The 16,609-nt window shown below is 51.3% G+C and carries 16 protein-coding genes; 1 reads left to right on the forward strand and 15 read right to left on the reverse strand.

The window, feature by feature from the left end:
* Positions 1 to 33 precede the first annotated feature (33 nt).
* Complete coding sequence (locus tag BBD41_RS00555; RefSeq protein WP_099476357.1) at positions 34 to 405, reverse strand: hypothetical protein; 372 nt, start codon at positions 403 to 405, stop codon at positions 34 to 36.
* 239 nt (positions 406 to 644) lie between these two features.
* Between BBD41_RS00555 and BBD41_RS00560 the strand changes: the two genes are divergently transcribed.
* On the forward strand, positions 645 to 1,277 hold the full coding sequence (locus tag BBD41_RS00560) for an SCO family protein (protein WP_099476358.1): 633 nt from the start codon (positions 645 to 647) through the stop codon (positions 1,275 to 1,277).
* Positions 1,278 to 1,380: 103 nt separating this feature from the next.
* On the opposite strand, the gene BBD41_RS00565 is transcribed toward BBD41_RS00560, so the two are convergent.
* The 14 genes from BBD41_RS00565 to BBD41_RS00630 form a co-directional block, all read right to left on the reverse strand.
* Positions 1,381 to 1,827 carry a disulfide oxidoreductase gene (locus BBD41_RS00565; protein WP_099476359.1) on the reverse strand — a complete coding sequence of 149 codons (447 nt, stop codon included), beginning with the start codon at positions 1,825 to 1,827 and terminating at the stop codon, positions 1,381 to 1,383.
* Between the two features lie 22 nt (positions 1,828 to 1,849).
* Entirely contained in the window at positions 1,850 to 2,173 is a 324-nt protein-coding gene (locus BBD41_RS00570; protein ID WP_077566186.1) for a c-type cytochrome, read from the reverse strand.
* Positions 2,174 to 2,421: 248 nt separating this feature from the next.
* On the reverse strand, positions 2,422 to 4,143 hold the full coding sequence (gene cydC / locus BBD41_RS00575) for a thiol reductant ABC exporter subunit CydC (protein ID WP_077566185.1): 1,722 nt from the start codon (positions 4,141 to 4,143) through the stop codon (positions 2,422 to 2,424).
* The gene (gene cydD / locus BBD41_RS00580; RefSeq protein ID WP_099476360.1) at positions 4,140 to 5,960 is read right to left on the reverse strand and encodes a thiol reductant ABC exporter subunit CydD; all 1,821 of its coding nucleotides are present in this window, start codon (positions 5,958 to 5,960) and stop codon (positions 4,140 to 4,142) included. Before cydD ends, cydC begins: the two co-directional genes overlap by 4 nt.
* A gap of 66 nt (positions 5,961 to 6,026) precedes the next feature.
* On the reverse strand, positions 6,027 to 7,043 hold the full coding sequence (locus tag BBD41_RS00585; RefSeq protein WP_099476361.1) for a cytochrome d ubiquinol oxidase subunit II: 1,017 nt from the start codon (positions 7,041 to 7,043) through the stop codon (positions 6,027 to 6,029).
* Positions 7,040 to 8,404 (reverse strand): cytochrome ubiquinol oxidase subunit I, encoded by a 1,365-nt coding sequence (locus BBD41_RS00590; RefSeq protein ID WP_099476362.1) that lies wholly within the window; start codon positions 8,402 to 8,404, stop codon positions 7,040 to 7,042. Before BBD41_RS00590 ends, BBD41_RS00585 begins: the two co-directional genes overlap by 4 nt.
* Positions 8,405 to 8,835: 431 nt before the next feature.
* Positions 8,836 to 9,525 (reverse strand): CPBP family intramembrane glutamic endopeptidase, encoded by a 690-nt coding sequence (locus BBD41_RS00595; RefSeq protein WP_237086983.1) that lies wholly within the window; start codon positions 9,523 to 9,525, stop codon positions 8,836 to 8,838.
* Between the two features lie 661 nt (positions 9,526 to 10,186).
* The gene (locus BBD41_RS00600; RefSeq protein ID WP_099476364.1) at positions 10,187 to 11,104 is read right to left on the reverse strand and encodes an NAD(P)-dependent oxidoreductase; all 918 of its coding nucleotides are present in this window, start codon (positions 11,102 to 11,104) and stop codon (positions 10,187 to 10,189) included.
* A gap of 74 nt (positions 11,105 to 11,178) precedes the next feature.
* On the reverse strand, positions 11,179 to 12,084 hold the full coding sequence (locus BBD41_RS00605; protein WP_099476365.1) for an NAD(P)-dependent oxidoreductase: 906 nt from the start codon (positions 12,082 to 12,084) through the stop codon (positions 11,179 to 11,181).
* A 211-nt stretch (positions 12,085 to 12,295) separates the two neighbouring features.
* Positions 12,296 to 13,672, reverse strand: coding sequence for a sensor histidine kinase (locus BBD41_RS00610; RefSeq protein ID WP_099476366.1), 1,377 nt, complete (start codon positions 13,670 to 13,672; stop codon positions 12,296 to 12,298).
* Positions 13,657 to 14,325 carry a response regulator transcription factor gene (locus BBD41_RS00615; protein WP_099476367.1) on the reverse strand — a complete coding sequence of 223 codons (669 nt, stop codon included), beginning with the start codon at positions 14,323 to 14,325 and terminating at the stop codon, positions 13,657 to 13,659. The genes BBD41_RS00610 and BBD41_RS00615 overlap by 16 nt, the downstream gene beginning before the upstream one ends.
* Positions 14,326 to 14,354: 29 nt before the next feature.
* Positions 14,355 to 15,122: a lantibiotic immunity ABC transporter MutG family permease subunit gene (locus BBD41_RS00620; protein ID WP_099476368.1), complete on the reverse strand. Its 768-nt coding sequence runs from the start codon at positions 15,120 to 15,122 to the stop codon at positions 14,355 to 14,357.
* 6 nt (positions 15,123 to 15,128) lie between these two features.
* Positions 15,129 to 15,875, reverse strand: a complete 747-nt coding sequence (locus tag BBD41_RS00625; RefSeq protein ID WP_099476369.1) for a lantibiotic immunity ABC transporter MutE/EpiE family permease subunit — start codon at positions 15,873 to 15,875, stop codon at positions 15,129 to 15,131.
* The gene (locus tag BBD41_RS00630) at positions 15,872 to 16,600 is read right to left on the reverse strand and encodes a lantibiotic protection ABC transporter ATP-binding protein (RefSeq protein WP_077566169.1); all 729 of its coding nucleotides are present in this window, start codon (positions 16,598 to 16,600) and stop codon (positions 15,872 to 15,874) included. The genes BBD41_RS00625 and BBD41_RS00630 overlap by 4 nt, the downstream gene beginning before the upstream one ends.
* Between the last annotated feature and the right edge of the window lie 9 nt (positions 16,601 to 16,609).

The raw sequence follows: 16,609 nt of genomic DNA on the forward strand, positions 1-16,609 counted from the left end.
GTGCGAGTAAGACCCGTTTCGCGATTGAGCTTGTCATTGGACATCGACCTGCTTCTTCTTCGTGATATGGATATCGTCCTCGTACAAGTGAATATAGACGGTATAAACGCCCTTGCCCGGGAAAGTGAATGCTCCGCTGAATACGCCATCCCCTTCATGAATGGCATCCATAAGCACCGGCTCATCTCCAATCCGCACATCGAAAGTTGCCCGTGCCGTGTCCGATACCTTCATTCCCGTAACCGTTACTTTCATATCCGCCTCGCTTCCTGCAATGACGGTCTCCGGATTTGTCGTCAGCTCCGCTTGAACAGCTTCCAGATCAACCGGTTCTTCGCTCGAACAAGCCATCATCGTTCCGATAAGCGATAAAACCAACACGAGCGTAACGATCCTTTGCTTCATACGCTTACTTCCCTCCCTCTCCTGTGCCGATGTAATATCCCAGATTGTAGCAAGTTCAATCGTTCGCTCCTATAACTCATAAGAGCTATTTCTACATGGAACATCGACATATTTGTGTCGGGAAAGGAACGAGCTATCCTCCGGAGGTTAATTCATAGCTCTAAGGAGTCATGGCAAGGCAGCATTATGACCAGTACAATGAAAACGTTATTTACCAAACCATTGGGAGGATAAACGGAATGACTCATGCTCGCAAAACTTCAATGCGCAGATATGTCATGGCAATCGTTATTTTCTGCATCGCTGCAGCTGGTTACTTGGTGCTGCAATCCTTGTTCCGTCCGGATTCGCTGCCGGTCAAAATGGAATCCCCGTCATTCGCGTTCACTGATCTTGAAGGTGATACCGTAACGGACAACGATTTCGACGGGAAGATCCGCCTAACCTCATTTATCTTCACACGATGTCCGGACATTTGTCCCGCGACAACCGCGAATATGGTTGCTCTTCAGGCTGAGCTTCAAGAACTGGGGCGGTTTGGAAACGGCGTTGAGTTTGTGTCGATCACGTTCGATCCGGATAATGATACGCCTGAGGTGCTGCACCAATATGCGGAACGAATGGGAATCGATCAGAGCGGCTGGACATTGCTTCGGGGAGAAGAAGCGAAGGTGAAGGAGCTTGCTTCCCAATATAATTTTTCCATCGTACGCCTGGATGACGGCTTGTTTGCGCACTCCGTCACATCACTCCTATTGATTGACGGCCAGCAGCGAGTGCGCCGTATTTACCGGATGGGCGAGGATATGGACAATGATCAGATTTTGGCCGATATCCAGACCTTATTAAAAGAACAGCAGCGGAAATCCTAATCCGGCTGCTGTTCTTGTTCCTTTCACATCATGTCGCATTGTTTACGTCCACTAATCCATGTATCGTAGGCTCCTCTTAAGGAGGATGATATATCAAAAGACCCTAGGCATGCACGGCCCCTACTTCATTAGCCTGTTCTTGTTTTTGCGCGCGCCGGGCGAGCCAAAGAGCTGCTGCGATCAGCAGGAATGCTGCAAGTGCCAGCATCGGAATGGTCAGCCACCCGAACCAATTCAAGTAATCGTTCAGGCAAGACACCGGCCCGCATGAGGCCGCATCTGACGAGCGGGGAAGCTTTTGAATGATGATATGATAAGTCGATATGCCTCCGCCAATGACTATCAGGGGAAGGATGTAGGGAACTATAAATGTCTGCTGCCTGTAAGCTGCGATGCCCAAGAGGACAACCAATGGATACATGAAAATTCTTTGATACCAGCATAAGACGCATGGCGTGAAATGCCATACTTCGCTTAGAAATAAACTGCCGCTTGTGGCGACGGCCGCAACCAGCCATGCGAATAATAACCATGCTCCCGACTTATTCATTGGTTTACGTGTCTCCTCCCTTCTATTGATGTTCGGCCAGCCATGCGGAAATGGATGCAAGCTCCTTCTCACTCAGCCGTTTTCCGAAAGCCGGCATGCCGCCTTTTCCCTCGGAAATAATCGCGGCGATCTCTTCCTCGGTAAGACGGCTTCCCACGGCTTGCAAGTTCGGACCGACTCTTCCCTCGAGCTGATCCCCGTGGCAGGACAAGCAGCGCTGTTTATAGACAGCCGGGATCGAACTTTCCGTGTTTTCCGCCACTTCGCCGCTCTTCTGACCGCTGCAGGCTGTCAACCATCCTACGATCACCAATGTCAATATGAGTCTAATACCGCTTCTTGTCATGACGCCCCTCCCTTCAACTTTAATCCGTTGCATTAACCTTCTCATTGTCTCTCGATTGGTTATCGTTTTAAATGGCTCCTTCGGGCTATGGTTTGAGGATGCTAGCCTGCATTGGAGTCGCTTTTGTGAATTTTGCGATTGAAGAAAAAATGGCCAGCCAGACAAAAAAATGGCTGCCGAGACTTTCTTGACAGCCAGGGCCTGAACAAATCAGCGTTGTACGCTTGGTGATTCGTCTTATTCTATCATTACGCCTCGTCAATCATTTGCCGCTCAATGAGCTTCATCTCGTAAAAATATCCCTTTTGTTCCATCAGCTCCGTATACGTTCCCGCTTCGATAACCCTTCCTTGGTCCAGGACAACGATCCGGTCCATATCCTCCAAGCCGGTCAGCCGGTGGCAAATTAGCAGCAGGGTATCATCTGCGGCTTCCGTCAACAAATGCGAGAGAACGCGCTGCTCCGTCACGTAATCCAGGGCCGACGTCGGTTCGTCCAGAAGCCATAAACGTCCCTTGCGCAGCATCACTCTGGCCAGGGCCAGACGCTGCTTCTCCCCATCTGACAAATTCTCTCCTTTTTCATATACCGGGTCCTCAAGAGACTTATTCCGAAGCTGCGCTTTCTCCAATACTGCCGACAATTCTTCGTCTGTATATCGTTCCTCGTTCAGCAGCAGATTGTCCCGAATGGTGCCCCGGAAAAAATGGCTGTGCTGCAGCACCACATTCGAAGCCTGCCAGATGCTCGCTTCATTCAGTTCTCGAACGGATACATCGTTCAAGCGGATCAGGCCGCTTGTTGGCACGCGCAGCTTGAGCAGCAATTCGATGAGGGTTGATTTCCCTGAGCCGCTCGGACCGACAATCGCGGTCTTAGATCCCGGCGGAATAGACAGGGTGATGTCTTTCAGCGCAGGACGCCATTCATCTTCATACTGAAACGAAACACCGCACAGCTCGACTGATACGGCTTTATCGGTGGATAAAGCCGTGCTAGGCTGGGACTCGCTGCGATCAGCATCAAGAACCGTTTCCGCCAGCCTTTTGGCCGCATGCTCGCTATCCTGTTTATAGGCAGGCAGCACGGCCATAGGAGCCGCCTCTTCAAATACAGTCAGCGAAGCCATGACTAGCATAGCGAGAAATACGCCGGCAAGCGAACCGTTCACGATGAATACCGCTCCAAGGATCAGCACTCCCCAGGAAATGAGATAGGCCACGAAAGCATGCAGCGATTGACCGAGCAGCAAGTGCCGCGCTGCCGCCTCCTGTTCGGCCGCCAATGCGGCGGAGGCATCCTGCAGCAGCTGCTCGCGCTTTTTCATTTGCCCGTATACTTTTAGATCGCGGTAACCGTACAGCATTTCGGCCATTTCCGTGGACAGCTCGGCCCTTTTCTCGCGTACGCGCCCCTGTCTTCTGCGCTGCCCCAGCAGCACGATTCCAGGTACCACAAAAGCCGTAATCAGCATGCCGAGCACGAACAAACAGGCAATCCAGATCGAAAAGACGGAGGTGAATATTACCGTAGCCAGAAACACCAGGACAACAATGACCGGAGGATAGGCGACGCGTAAAAAATAGTGCTGCAAGCTTTCTACATCCCCGACGATTCGTGCAAGCAGGTCTCCGCTGCGGTTTCTGCCCAAAATGCCGGGAGTTAAAGGAATCAGCTTGGCAAAAAATGAGGTGCGCAGTCGGCTGAGCAGCGAGAATGTCGCGCGGTGGGAATACAAGCGCTCGGCGTAGCGGCTTGCCGCCCGCAGCAATCCAAGGATCTTCACGAGAGAGGTCAGGACGATCAAGGTATAGAGCGGCGGGGCAAATACGGTCTGGGAGATCAAATATCCGCTTGCGGAAAAGAGGCTCACCCCCGCGATGCCGGCAATAAATCCGCCGACGATTGCGATGGCAATGTCCTTCCGCTCCTGAATCATGGCTTTGGTTAGAATCGCCAGCTCCTTCATGCATATCCCCCTTTCCGCTGCGCATTGACCATTTCAACATACTTGGGCAATCGCGCAAGCAGCTCCTCATGGCTCCCGCTGTCCAGAAGCACTCCGTCGTCCATATACAATATCCGGTCAGCATGCCGGATCGTGTACAATCGGTGGGCTACGGTAATCATGGTTGCGCTGCTTGCCAGCTCGGCAATGGACCGCTGCAGCACGCGTTCGGTGTGCAAATCCAGTCCCACCGTAGGCTCGTCGAACAAAATAACCGCGGGCCGCTTTAAAAAAGCGCGCGCCAGCGCCAGCCTTTGCTTCTCGCCGCCTGATAATCCCCGGCCTCCTTCGCCGACGGGGGTGTCATAGCCCAACTCCAGTTCGTCTGCAACTGCCGCAAGCCCGGCGGCTTGAGCCGCTTCCACGACTTCGCCCCGTGAAACTTCCCAGCCTGCGCCGATTGCAATGTTCTCGGCAAACGTACCGGCAAAAATATAGGGATGCTGCGTAATATAGCTAACGTGATCAAACCAGGCTGCTTCGTCGATTTGCGCACGCGGGCGTCCGTTGATCAGCACTTCCCCCGACGTCGGCTTCAGCAGCCCGGCAAGAAGATGCAGCAAGGTGGTCTTGCCGGACCCGCTTCTACCTACAATGGCGATCTGCTCTCCGGCCCCGAACGAAATGGAGCCCACTGCAAGCTTGAACGAATCCGGTGCATATCGAAATCGGACATCTCTCAGCTCGATGGATGGCGGCGTCCGAATCGTCCTCCAGTCGGCAGATCCTGGACGATCAGCAGAATCCGTCTGCTCCGACTGCTGCATTTTGTCCGTATTTCCGCGGCCAGCTTGCCCATAAGTTAAAGCTACAGCTTCGCTTGAATCCGCAAGCAGCTCCTCTACTTTGCGGATGGCCCCCATGCTTGTACGCCCGCCGTGAAAAGCCGTTCCGGTGTTTTTTAACAGGCTGTAAAACTCAGGCACCAACAGCAGGATCAAGAACGCCTTGTGAAAGGACAGCGATTTGAAAACAAGCAGCTGCAGGGCCAGCTCAAGCGCGACAATGCCTATGCTCAGCATGACGATGGACTCCAGCATGAAGGTGTTGGTAAACGCAATCCGCAGAATCCCCATCGTGGCATCGCGATAGCCTAAGCTGCTGCGTTCAATTTCCTGCTGCTGGCGACGGGCCCGTCCGAACAGCTTGAGCGAGACCAGCCCTTGAAGCGAGTCTAGAAACGTGCCGGATAATTCGGCCAGCTGCGCGTATTTCTCCTCCGATTTATTCTTCGTCTGCAGCCCTACCAGAATCATAAATATCGGAATGAATGGCGCCGTCACAAGCATAATCCAGCCGGAATTCATATGCTGGGTAAAAACCATGATTAAGATGAGAACAGGGATGATGGCTGCTTCCATCATTCGCGGCATATACTGGCTGAAATAACCGTCCGCCTCGTCCACGGCATCCAGCGCCACGCTCACCTTTCCGCCCGTTTGCCCACGAAGGGACATCTGCATCGAAGCATTGGACAGCTTGCGAAGCACTTCCGCTCGCATGCTCGTTTTGGCGCTGGAAGCCATTTGCAAGCCGATGCGCCCGTTTCCATACGCTAGCAGTGTCCGTGCTGCCATCACGCCAAGCAATGCGCTAAGAATACCCGAAACCGACGCCAAGGACGACCTCTGAACAAAAATCCTCTCGACTGCTTCGGCGAGCAGCACCGCCTGGCCTGTGATGGCTGCACCGAGCGCAAGCGACGTGAACCCTATGAGGATAAGACGTTTCCTCTGCGCTGACATTTGTTCAGACAACAGACTGCTTTTTCTTTTCAAGAACGTCCACCTCCTTCATACGCACTCCTTCCAAGACAATGATTAGAAGCGGGACAAGCGCCCATCTTATTTTTTCCCTTTAACATAATCCGCATCAAACAGAAAGAGCCGGAAGACCAGAATCAGGGACGGGATCAGCAGGCAGAGTCCCCCGATAAAGGCCGCGACAAGCGCAGCTCCCATCGACTCATGCGTAGCTCCGCTCTGAATGGTAATGTATGGATCCAATATATAAGGATATTGCCCGATGCCGTATGCGAAGAACGCGCAGAAAAATTGCAGCATGACGCAAATGAACGCCAGACCATAGCGGCGTCCGTTGTACAGCAGCCACAGGGCGATCATGAAAAAACCAACGGAAAGCGCGAGCAGCCACCATAAATCCATCATGTTCTGAAAATGCCGCTCATTATGCTGGCTGAGATATATGAATGCCGTAAACGCGGCTATTATCGTTGGCGTGCTCCAAAACATGGCATAGGTCCGCATCAGCTTTAGGGCTGGCTGATCACCTGCCCGGGAGGCGTAAAAGGCCAGGAACGTACCACTGATAAACAGCACCGATACGATGGCCAACGCCACAATGCTCCATGACAGCGGGCTTGTCATCAGCGCCCAATAATCCAGCGTAACCGCGCCTGCTGCCTCCGAGATAAAACCGCCTTCGGAAAGCGTCAGCGCCACCGACAAGGAAGCCGGTATTAACAAGCCTGTAGCCCCATACAAAAACAGATAGACGATGTTTTCTTTGGAGCCGTAATTCTCGAACGCGTAAAAGGAGCCGCGAACGGCCAGCAAAATTACGGCAATGCTCCCGGGCACAAGCAGCGAAGAGCCATAATAATAGGCCGTATCGGGAAAGAAACCGACGATGCCGACAAAGAAAAAGACAAAAAACACATTGGTAATCTCCCAGACCGGGGATAGATAGCGGGAGATCAATCGATTGATCAGATGATCCTGTTTGGTCAGACGGGCGTAGAAGGCAAAAAAGCCCGCGCCGTAATCAATGGAAGCTACAATTAAGTAGCCGTACAAAAACAGCCAAAGCACGGAGATCCCTATCAACTCGTAACTGATCATACCGGCTCACCCTTTTCCATGGATTGAATAAGCTTCTCTTGCCTTAACGTTTCGAGTTCGGCCTCTGCCGGTTTGTTACGGAACAAGCGTCTCAAGACCAAGACACTCATCGTTCCGAGTACGATATACAGCAGCAGGAACAGGAAAAAGAGCATCCTTACATTCGGTGATGTCGTAGCGGCCTCCTCTACGCGCATATATCCGCGAATAATCCACGGCTGCCGCCCCAGCTCCGCATAGAACCAGCCTAGCTCAACGCCCAGAAACGAAAGCGGCAAACTCGTGACGATAACCCGAAGCAGCCACTTGTTGAAGGCATTGCGTTTTTTCCAGAGCAAGAATAAGAAAAACAAAATCGCGACGGCCAGCATTACAAAACCGATCATGGCCATGAAATCAAACAAATAGTGCACGAGCAGCGGCGGCCGTTCACTTGGGGGAAACTCCTCCAGCCCCTTCACTTCGGCATCAAAGTCTCCGAAGGCGAGGAAGCTGAGCGCTTTCGGAATGTGGAGCGCACCCACGATCTTCTGCTCCGCATTCAGCCAGCCCAATAAAATCAAATCCGCACCGTGCTCCGTTTCAAAATGCCATTCCGCGGCGGCCAGCTTCTCCGGTTGATGCTCCGCCAGGAATTTGGCGGACAGATCCCCGGCTAAGGTGGTCAGCACGCTGAACACCAGAACAACCGCCATCATGAGCTTCAGAGCTTTTTTGTAATAGGCCGAAGCCCCTTTCTTCAGAATAATGTAGGCTGCAATTCCCGCCAGGAGTGCGGCTCCTGTCAAATAGGCCGAGGTTAGGACGTGGAACACTTTTGAAGGAGTGGCTGTATTCAGCATCGCTTGCACGGGATCGACGGCCGTAAAGTGGCCAGCCTCCATGACAAAGCCTTCGGGCTGATTCATGAATCCATTCACCGACGTGATAAAAAATGCGGACATGCCGGCCCCCGCTACGATCGGAATCGTCAGCAGCCAATGGATATACGGATTGCGAAACCGGTCCCACGTGTACATATAGATCCCGAGGAAGATGGCCTCAAAAAAGAATGCAAAAACCTCCATAAACAAAGGAAGCGCGATAACATTCCCTGCCAGACGCATAAAGTTCGGCCACACGAGCGCAAGCTGCAATGCAATCGCCGTTCCGGTCACCACGCCCACTGCCACGGAAATGACAAAGCCCCGCGTCCACCTTTTGGCCATGAGCAGGTAATGCGGATCCTTCTTGCGAATTCCAACGAATTCGGCAATGGCGATCATGAGCGGCACCCCGACGCCAACCGTTGCGAAGATCGCATGAAACGCAAGCGTCAGCCCGGTTAGCCATTTGCTCCAAAGCACGGTATCTATAACCAAAATAAACTGCCTCCTTTCAAAACCCTGCACTTTCGTTGATCGGGATAGACCCTAACCAATACCTACCCGATATTTAAACGATATTATAACGAAGCAATCTCTCAAATGAATCACGAAAGCGTCTCGTTCATGAAAGCATCGAATCTTTTCGACAACTCGGTGAACAACAAAAAAACCACTCCATCGAGCCATTGATGCTTTAGCCGATGTGTGGTATTTGCGCCTTGCAGTTCCCAGCGGAAAGTTTATGGCTAATTATGTAACGATGCTTGCCGTTCGATACGTCGTATTGATGGCACTGCTCCCACGGTTGCCATTTCACCAGGATTAATTTTTATATCCGCTATGCTAATCGTTCAGATAAGTTTAATATTGTGAGTGCTGTCCCCCTTGTTATAACCGGTATCTTGTCAATGCCCCTAAACGCCGCGCTATATTAGTCCGGAGGATAAAGTGAATATAGCGAGCCCGTGTGTCAATGTCGATGGAAGGATACCGTATTTCATGCGGACATAAGCACAGACGATCCCTTCGTACAACGTAAATATTAAAATCGGTGCCCCAATATCCGTTACTGTCAGCGCCAAAAAGATGTGGCCGGATGCAAAGAGAATTGCTGAAATGAGGGCTGCCTTCAGGGGGCCGCTAATTCGTTCGAAATACCCCTGTAAATAACCCCGAAACAGCACCTCTTCCATGAAGTTGCCGGCCAATGCCATAAAGAGTAACGGAAGCAAAACATAAGCAGGAACTGCCCCTCCCCGCGCTTCCATATCGATGAAGGAATAGATCAAAGCACAAGGCACGACGACAACCAGAGCACCCAGCAAACCGGCAATAGCAGAAGCCGTCCTGCCTTTGCCGCACCAGAACAGGAGATTTAATAAACGCTTGTTCGCTAAAACGATCCCGAAAGTAAGAATGAGCGACATCACGCCAAGCGTAACGAGCAACCATCCGTCGTCAGGGAATCGGAGCCATACGGTTTGCCCTGCAGCCCCCAGTTTCCAAAAGCCGAGAGGAGTCATGGCATCTCGGATTAAAATGAATCCCAACACGAGAATGAAAAGCCGTGCCTCTACTGTCTGCTTTGGCAGCAACAAATACGCCAGGATTAACAACAGGAGCCCCGGCATGATTCGAAATGAATAGTCCAAGAATGGTTCCAACAAGCTGGACAACTTCCTTTCTGTATGATTTTTTATGAAACGAGTGTCTCAATCAGGATTAGGATTCAATCCAATATGAATTGCGCTGCTCCCCCCTTACCGATGCCGGGCTCTCACCTATTCGCAACCGTTCCCATCATACAATGTAAAAAACTGGTGGGTCTAGAGAAACAGTTTTGTGATGAACTCTAAAAATAGAGTGGTGGAAAAGATGGTGCAGCCTTAGAAATTACATAGCTTTGCCGAACAATTTTGCAGGGGTGCACAAAATGCATAGCCTCCACTGATCATCACCTGTTCCAGCTTGTTTATCGACTTGGCGGAGGATTCGGTCACCGGCCTGGATCTTTGCCCTTCATTCATCAAGGAATGTAACGAATCCGAATGATAAGCACACAAAAACGCATTGTCTAGACAATGCGTTATTAAACCATTTTCAATTGAGAAGTTGTGCACGTTCTGATTGCACCAGTCAATCGTTCAACACTGTAATGCCGTGCTGACGCATACGAGCCTGTTGGGCAATCATGCCGATCTTCTTAATCCTTCCATCCGCAGCACAAAAAGTATTCGACCACGAGGCAAGCAAACCGAACTGATTATCCTAGTGTTTTTAGAACATGTCAATCAGGCTCGAGAAGCTATCGCCGGCACGTCCTCTGGCAACACCGCGCTTGAGGACATCCAGGACAGCGGCCGGCAAAGAAGTATCGATACCTGCTTCGTTTGACGTTTGAACGACGTGTTCGACGCTCGCCAGTCCCATTGAAAGATTTTCCACATCGCCGGTATGTGTGCCGTCGTCAATCCTCGGGGCATAGAACTCCAACAACTGCGGCATAGTGGATAGGATATCCGAGACATAGGGCAGGAGCTGTTCAGCCGTTATTCCGTTAGCTCTTGCCACTGCAACTGCATGCAGGTAGCTGACCATAGCGGTCCAGAAGACATCGATTTGTAATTGGTAGTACAACATGGCAAGCCCTGGATCCTCGCCCTTATAGCGTGCACTGGTCAGCGCCTCCAGGATATTTTGGTAATCGTCGAAGGTTTTCCTAGGGCCGCTATATAGAGTGACGGATTCTTTTTTACCGATGCCCGGAGGCGAGGCCAATACTCCGCCGGTGAGCTGTACGGCGTTGCGTTCGCCTAACCATTCTGACGCTTCTCGGACTTTTTCAGGGGTATCCGAGCTCAGGTTTACGATAACTTTTCCGGTTAATTGCTCCGAGATCGGTTCGAAAATAGCGTACATCGCACGGTAATCCGTTAAGCTGAGAATGATCAAATCGTTGGACGTAATTGCTTCGCTGACCGTGGATGCCTTCATCGCACCTTTAGCCATCAAATCATCGGCTTTGCTTAAAGTCCGATTCCACACAGTCACCCCATAGCCCTTATCCAAGAAAGCACTGACGATCGCTTTCCCCATAGGCCCTAGACCGATAACCGTAACCGATAAATGACTCCCCACTTTTTCAGTTCCCTGACTGACAGTCTTGTTTATGTTTTCAATATGATCACTTTTCATTGGAATAACTCCTTTAATGGGATTGTCACTAAACAGAACGGGACTAAAAATTAACGAGTAACCAATGTATTGTGTTATTGCTTAGGTGTTTTAAATAGCTCGGTAACGGCCGAGAAGTCGTCATCGGGGAACCCGGCAGCGACACGTCGATCCATTAGGGATTGGATGGGATCGAGCAGCTCGGTGCTAATCCCTTGGTCCTTGCTGGCCTGCCGGATATTTCTGAAACCAACCTGCTGCATGGCAAGTTTGGCCGACACGCCAACCGTAAATTCTTTCGTGTCAAACTGGCGGGCTAGATTAGGTATGATGCCGGTAATTGCAGTGAGGTAGGGAATCAAGAGTTCTGACGAGAAATCCTGTGCCTTGATCCTTTCTGTGGCAACTACCGAGATAGCGTGCATGGCACCGGCGAGCATCCCATACATCGCTCCATTCATCGCTAGATCCAGCAAGGATGCTAAACCGGCATCTTCGCCTAAGTAGGTGGACGCGCCCATGACATCCAACAATTCCTTATTGGAATTGAAGGATTCCTTGTTTCCTCCACTGTAGAGAATGAAAGCAGCCTCGGTTCCGATGATTTGCGGAACGGCCATGATACCGGCATCCATATAATCGTAACCTAGATCCTTAGCCCACTGGGCGGTATCACGTGCCTGCTTTGGAGTTCCGTTCGTTAGGTTGAACAGCACACGACCCTTAAGTGCATCACCGAGCGGATCAAGGATTTCATGTACGGCATCGTAATCCAGAACGCACAGGATCACGACTGGACTAGCCTGTATGGCTTCATAAGGTGTGGCAGCAAGCACAGCTCCTTGCTTCACCAAAGCTTCTGCTTTCGCTGCCGTCCGGTTCCAAACCGTCGTAGGATAACCGTTTTGCAAAAATACATTTGCTAATGCCTGCCCCATCTCGCCAAGACCGATGATGGTCACTGGAGAGAGGGCATTTCTCTTGCTTTGATCGGTATTCATCTTATTAGATTTCCCCTTTCCCTTGTCGAAAGAAATATCGAACCATATAGAACCGCTACCTGTTGGCCGCGTTCGACCTTTATTCTAGACCTTGACACTAGTGTCAAGGTCAAACAAAAAAAACCACTGAGCTTGATCAGTGGCTTTGTAGAACTGAGATATATGGGCAAAGCGATGATATTATAAAATATTTTTTAGAGTAGCGGGATTTTTAATTCTGCCGGGCGGGAATCTCAAGCGTGACCTCCGCCCCGCCTTGCGGCCGATTGGCAAGCCGTAAGGAGCCCTGATGGAGCCTGGCTACGTTATGGGCAAATGTTAACCCGATGCCGTAGTGTCCTTTAGCTGAACGGCTTTTGTCCCCCATATAGAACAGCTGGGTAGCCTGCTCCAATCCTTCCCTCGTAAAACCGGGCCCGCTGTCTGTCACTCGAAATGACACGATCCGGTTCGAAGCGGAGACCGCCAAGCGAATTTCCCCGCCGTCCGGCGTATGATCCGCCGCATTCGTCAAAATATTCATAATCGCACGGAGAAGCAGTTCACGATCAAAAGCCGGCTCCAGCGTCACTGTCTCTTCCTGGTCTAGCACAATCTCGAGCCTGCGCTGCCCGACATAACCCGAAACGTCTTGGATCAGCTCAGCCGCAAAATCCCTCAGGCTGGTGGGCTTGAGCGCAATGGCCATGTCCTGTTCCGTCTTCGAGATATGGATGAGCAGGCTAACATATTCCTCGATCCTGCTTGTGGCATTTAAGATATATTCGGTGTATCCGGCATGCTCTTCGCTTTGATCGTCAAGGCTCAGCAGCTCGGCGTTTCCTCTAATAATGGTTACGGGGATCTTGATGTCATGAGCCAGCGCGCTAATCTGTTCCCGTTTTCGGGTTTCCGTTCTCCATTGAGCTTGAAGCGATTCCTCCAGCGCTTTGGCCATTTCCTGAAGAGAGGCCAGAACATCATCGAATTCCTTTATCGGCGACCGCTCCTCCTCCATACTTAGATCCCGGTTCCGAATCCGCACGGTCAGCTTCTGAATGCGATCAAATTGCCGCTGTAATCGCCTGGCAAAGATCGTGGTCACCGCTAATACGATACTAATAATGGATATTATCCCGATGATAAGCGTCGTTACCTCATAATCCGGAAAATGCGCTCTTAACCAAGGCAATGTAAAGCGCGAACGCACCTTATAGTGCAGCACCACATATTCTTGCTCTCTTTCGACCACACGGTAAACAGCCTGCCCCTGATAGGATGACCTGTTCTGAATCGCTCGAACGGCCGCCGCCTCCCGGGAAGGATCCAGCGTGCCTTCAACCACCCGAAGCGTGTCTTTATCCACCACGGCATAAGGAATATCTTCGGGTATCAGCTCAGGTGAAAACGTGCTTGCGTTCTGGATACCCGGCTCGGCATCCAGTACCCGCCGTTCGTCATAATTGGCGTGGACGACAAGACCTGCATTTATGGCCAGCCTGTTAAGGAGAACTCCCAACAGAACCATGGCAATGAGACAAACGGATAAGAGGATGACATAATGCAGCAGCTCTCGCCTGAGGCTGGATTGTCTTAATCGTTGTCCCATCGGTAGCCTACTCCCCACACCGTTGAAATGGGAGAGACCCCATATGCCTTGAACTTGCTGCGAATCGACCGGATGAATTCCGTGATCGTCGTAAATAAGGCTTCTCCATCGATTCCGTAAATCTCCTCATGGATTTCCTCCCGGGTGAATACCCGCTCTCTTCGCCGAACGAGCAGCTCACAGATTTTGTATTCATTCGGAGTCAGCCGCACCGGCTGGTCGCCTACCCATACCTCCTTCAGGTCAAAATCAAAGCTGATACCCGATACGGTAAGCCTGGACAAGCTTTTCTCCCGTGTTTCTCTGCGCAAATGCGCATTCACCCTGGCACTGAGCTCTTTAACGCCAAACGGCTTTGCGATGTAATCGTCTCCTCCATGCATCAGCCCGTTCACGACATCCTCCTCATCCGACTTGGCTGTGAGAAACAGAATCGGACAGCTGACATATCCGCGAATCTTCCTGCATAATTCGAAGCCGTCCACGTGAGGCATCATGACGTCCAACAGGATCAGATCATAGCCTTGGAATGCTTCCGGACGGATCTCCGTTACTTCGGATCGGGTGATCACCTCATGCCGGTCACGTCGCAAAATATTTGCTATCAAAGCCAAAATGTCCTCTTCGTCGTCGATTGCCAGTATTTTTGCCATCCTTACACCTCTTTCTATGTACAAGCGCCTTATTCATGCGCCGTCTTTCCTTCCCATCGGCAAAACCAGGCGATGCTTATCGCATAACAGAGTGCAGTCAACGATACCGCAACCCCTACGCCCAGCGCCAGCTCGTGCTGCACGTAGTTCACCATTTCCGCCGGCAAGGATTCGTCCCGTGCAATGCCGGTTAAACCACTGAATCTAACTCCCCAAGCCCACGGCACATACATCCATGCCTGGTCGCCCAGCCCGGTCGCCATGAGCGCAGCCATCAGCAATCCGACTCCTCCCATAAGGATCGATGCGCCCATCCCGAACACAAACGCAATAAATAAATGCATCATCAGCAGCATGAAATTGGAACAAGTAAGCAAGAACCATCCACAAACGTAACTCCAAATAGGAATATCGGTCAAGCCCATTCCCCATTTCATACCCCCGATCCAAAGGATAACGGCAAAGAGTATCATGGCTCCAAGCAGCACCAACAACAAAAGCAGCTTGCTCATATATCCGCTAATCCTGGATGCCGTTCCCCCGAGCAAACCTTGGAAATGGCCGGCTTGTCTTTCCTGGTCAATCATGAAGCCAGCCGCAAGTCCTATGAAAAAGGGCAGCGCAATGCCCATACTCTCCGTGTAGAACAAATACATCTGTGAGGAAGATTCTGACCTGCCAGTAAAATACGCCAGAAAAAGGGCTGCGTAAGCGACGGGAATGGCCGCGAGAACCCACATCAGCTTGGTTCGCTTGAGCTTCAGCAGATCGGCTCTTAAACATCTCCATAGGTTCATTCCCTGTCAGCGCCCCCCTTCGCCGCTTCGAATCTGCGGACCAAAGCGCTGCATCGTTAACATGCTGAGTGCCACCGTAAGTAACAATGACAATCCAATCCCTACCGGCAAAACCCTCATATCCAGCAGTGCATGCCCCGGGGCAAGCAATGTCCCATTCGGGTGAACCCCGGCCATCGGAGCCATCAGGCGGATGGACCAGCTCCATGGGCAAGCCCACCAGAACGTCCGCGTGGAGCACGGAATCCCCAATCCCATGGCACATACGATGTTGATTCCGATCGCTGCGGCTGCCCCCCATTTTTTTGCGATCCACAGAAACAAAGGAATTTCCCAGAGGGTTGTTATCCACAGTACCAAGGCGGACATAAGCGTAACCATTGTCAGGATATTCTCACCCGTAAAGAGCATGCCGACGGTCCCCATCACGAGAAGATACACCCCGAAGGCTGCAAGCGAATACCCCCCCATCACGACCAGCTTGGCTAGCCAGATATTTCGAAGCGAAACCGGAAGCAGATAGATTCCTTGATAACTCGAAGCAAGCTGCTCCTTCTGGTGTGTCAGGCTGCCCCATAGAGCGAGCATCAGCGGCAGGAACAGAATGGACCACCAATTGACGGTATTGGATACGAAATACATCGGATTCATAAGCAACGAAAACGCCACATTCGCGATGGGCACCAAGAAGATAAGCTTGGCTGAAAACGTGCGCTTGAGCTTTAGGCGCTCCGATCGAAGATAAGGAATCATCTGTACCCCTCCTTTCGTCGATCAGGGGTCGAGGCGACATCCATAAACAACTGCTCCAAATTTTGTCCGGATTGAATTTCCCCTTCATATAACAGTTCTCCATGGTTAATGATGCCGATTCGATCGGCTGTTTGTTCCACCTCGGACAACAAATGACTGGAAAGGATGACGGTCACCCCTTGACGGGGTAGAGACCGAATCAGCTCACGAAGCTCATGAATCCCGACCGGATCCAGCCCGTTCGTAGGCTCATCAAGGATGAGCAATCGGGGGCGGTTGAGTAGTGCAATCGCAATACCAAGCCGTTGCTTCATGCCCATTGAAAAATTCCTTGCCGTTTTTTTGCCGGCCGTTGACAACTTCACCATATCCAAGACTTCATGAATTCGGGAATCCGGCAGTCCAAGCAATAGACTGCGAGTCTTCAGGTTTTCGAATGCCGTTAAATTTCCGTATATCGGCGGAGATTCGATCAGCGCTCCGATTTGCTTCAAATCCTGCCTGCTCCAGCGATGACCGTCAAACCAGATGCTGCCGGAGGTCGGTGCGATGATGCCGGTCAGCATTTTCAGCGTCGTGGACTTTCCTGCTCCGTTAGGGCCGAGAAGTCCATAAACACAGTTTGCAGGAACCTGCAAGGAGAGCTCTTTAACGACGTTTTCCTTGCCAAAGCGCTTGGAAACCTTCTGCATTTCTAATAATGGGCCGTTAACCAATGTCATCATTCCTATTCC

This window comes from Paenibacillus ihbetae (assembly GCF_002741055.1).
Taxonomy (GTDB): domain Bacteria; phylum Bacillota; class Bacilli; order Paenibacillales; family Paenibacillaceae; genus Paenibacillus_AQ; species Paenibacillus_AQ ihbetae.

What these genes read in the sequence shown, in the direction of transcription:
- BBD41_RS00555 (WP_099476357.1), bottom strand. Translation starts at nt 405, where the DNA reads ATGAAGCAAAGGATCGTTACGCTCGTGTTGGTTTTATCGCTTATCGGA.
- BBD41_RS00560 (WP_099476358.1), top strand. Translation starts at nt 645, where the DNA reads ATGACTCATGCTCGCAAAACTTCAATGCGCAGATATGTCATGGCAATC.
- BBD41_RS00565 (WP_099476359.1), bottom strand. Translation starts at nt 1,827, where the DNA reads ATGAATAAGTCGGGAGCATGGTTATTATTCGCATGGCTGGTTGCGGCC.
- BBD41_RS00570 (WP_077566186.1), bottom strand. Translation starts at nt 2,173, where the DNA reads ATGACAAGAAGCGGTATTAGACTCATATTGACATTGGTGATCGTAGGA.
- cydC (WP_077566185.1), bottom strand. Translation starts at nt 4,143, where the DNA reads ATGAAGGAGCTGGCGATTCTAACCAAAGCCATGATTCAGGAGCGGAAG.
- BBD41_RS00585 (WP_099476361.1), bottom strand. Translation starts at nt 7,043, where the DNA reads ATGATCAGTTACGAGTTGATAGGGATCTCCGTGCTTTGGCTGTTTTTG.
- BBD41_RS00600 (WP_099476364.1), bottom strand. Translation starts at nt 11,104, where the DNA reads ATGAAAAGTGATCATATTGAAAACATAAACAAGACTGTCAGTCAGGGA.
- BBD41_RS00605 (WP_099476365.1), bottom strand. Translation starts at nt 12,084, where the DNA reads ATGAATACCGATCAAAGCAAGAGAAATGCCCTCTCTCCAGTGACCATC.
- BBD41_RS00610 (WP_099476366.1), bottom strand. Translation starts at nt 13,672, where the DNA reads ATGGGACAACGATTAAGACAATCCAGCCTCAGGCGAGAGCTGCTGCAT.
- BBD41_RS00615 (WP_099476367.1), bottom strand. Translation starts at nt 14,325, where the DNA reads ATGGCAAAAATACTGGCAATCGACGACGAAGAGGACATTTTGGCTTTG.
- BBD41_RS00620 (WP_099476368.1), bottom strand. Translation starts at nt 15,122, where the DNA reads ATGAACCTATGGAGATGTTTAAGAGCCGATCTGCTGAAGCTCAAGCGA.
- BBD41_RS00625 (WP_099476369.1), bottom strand. Translation starts at nt 15,875, where the DNA reads ATGATTCCTTATCTTCGATCGGAGCGCCTAAAGCTCAAGCGCACGTTT.
- BBD41_RS00630 (WP_077566169.1), bottom strand. Translation starts at nt 16,600, where the DNA reads ATGATGACATTGGTTAACGGCCCATTATTAGAAATGCAGAAGGTTTCC.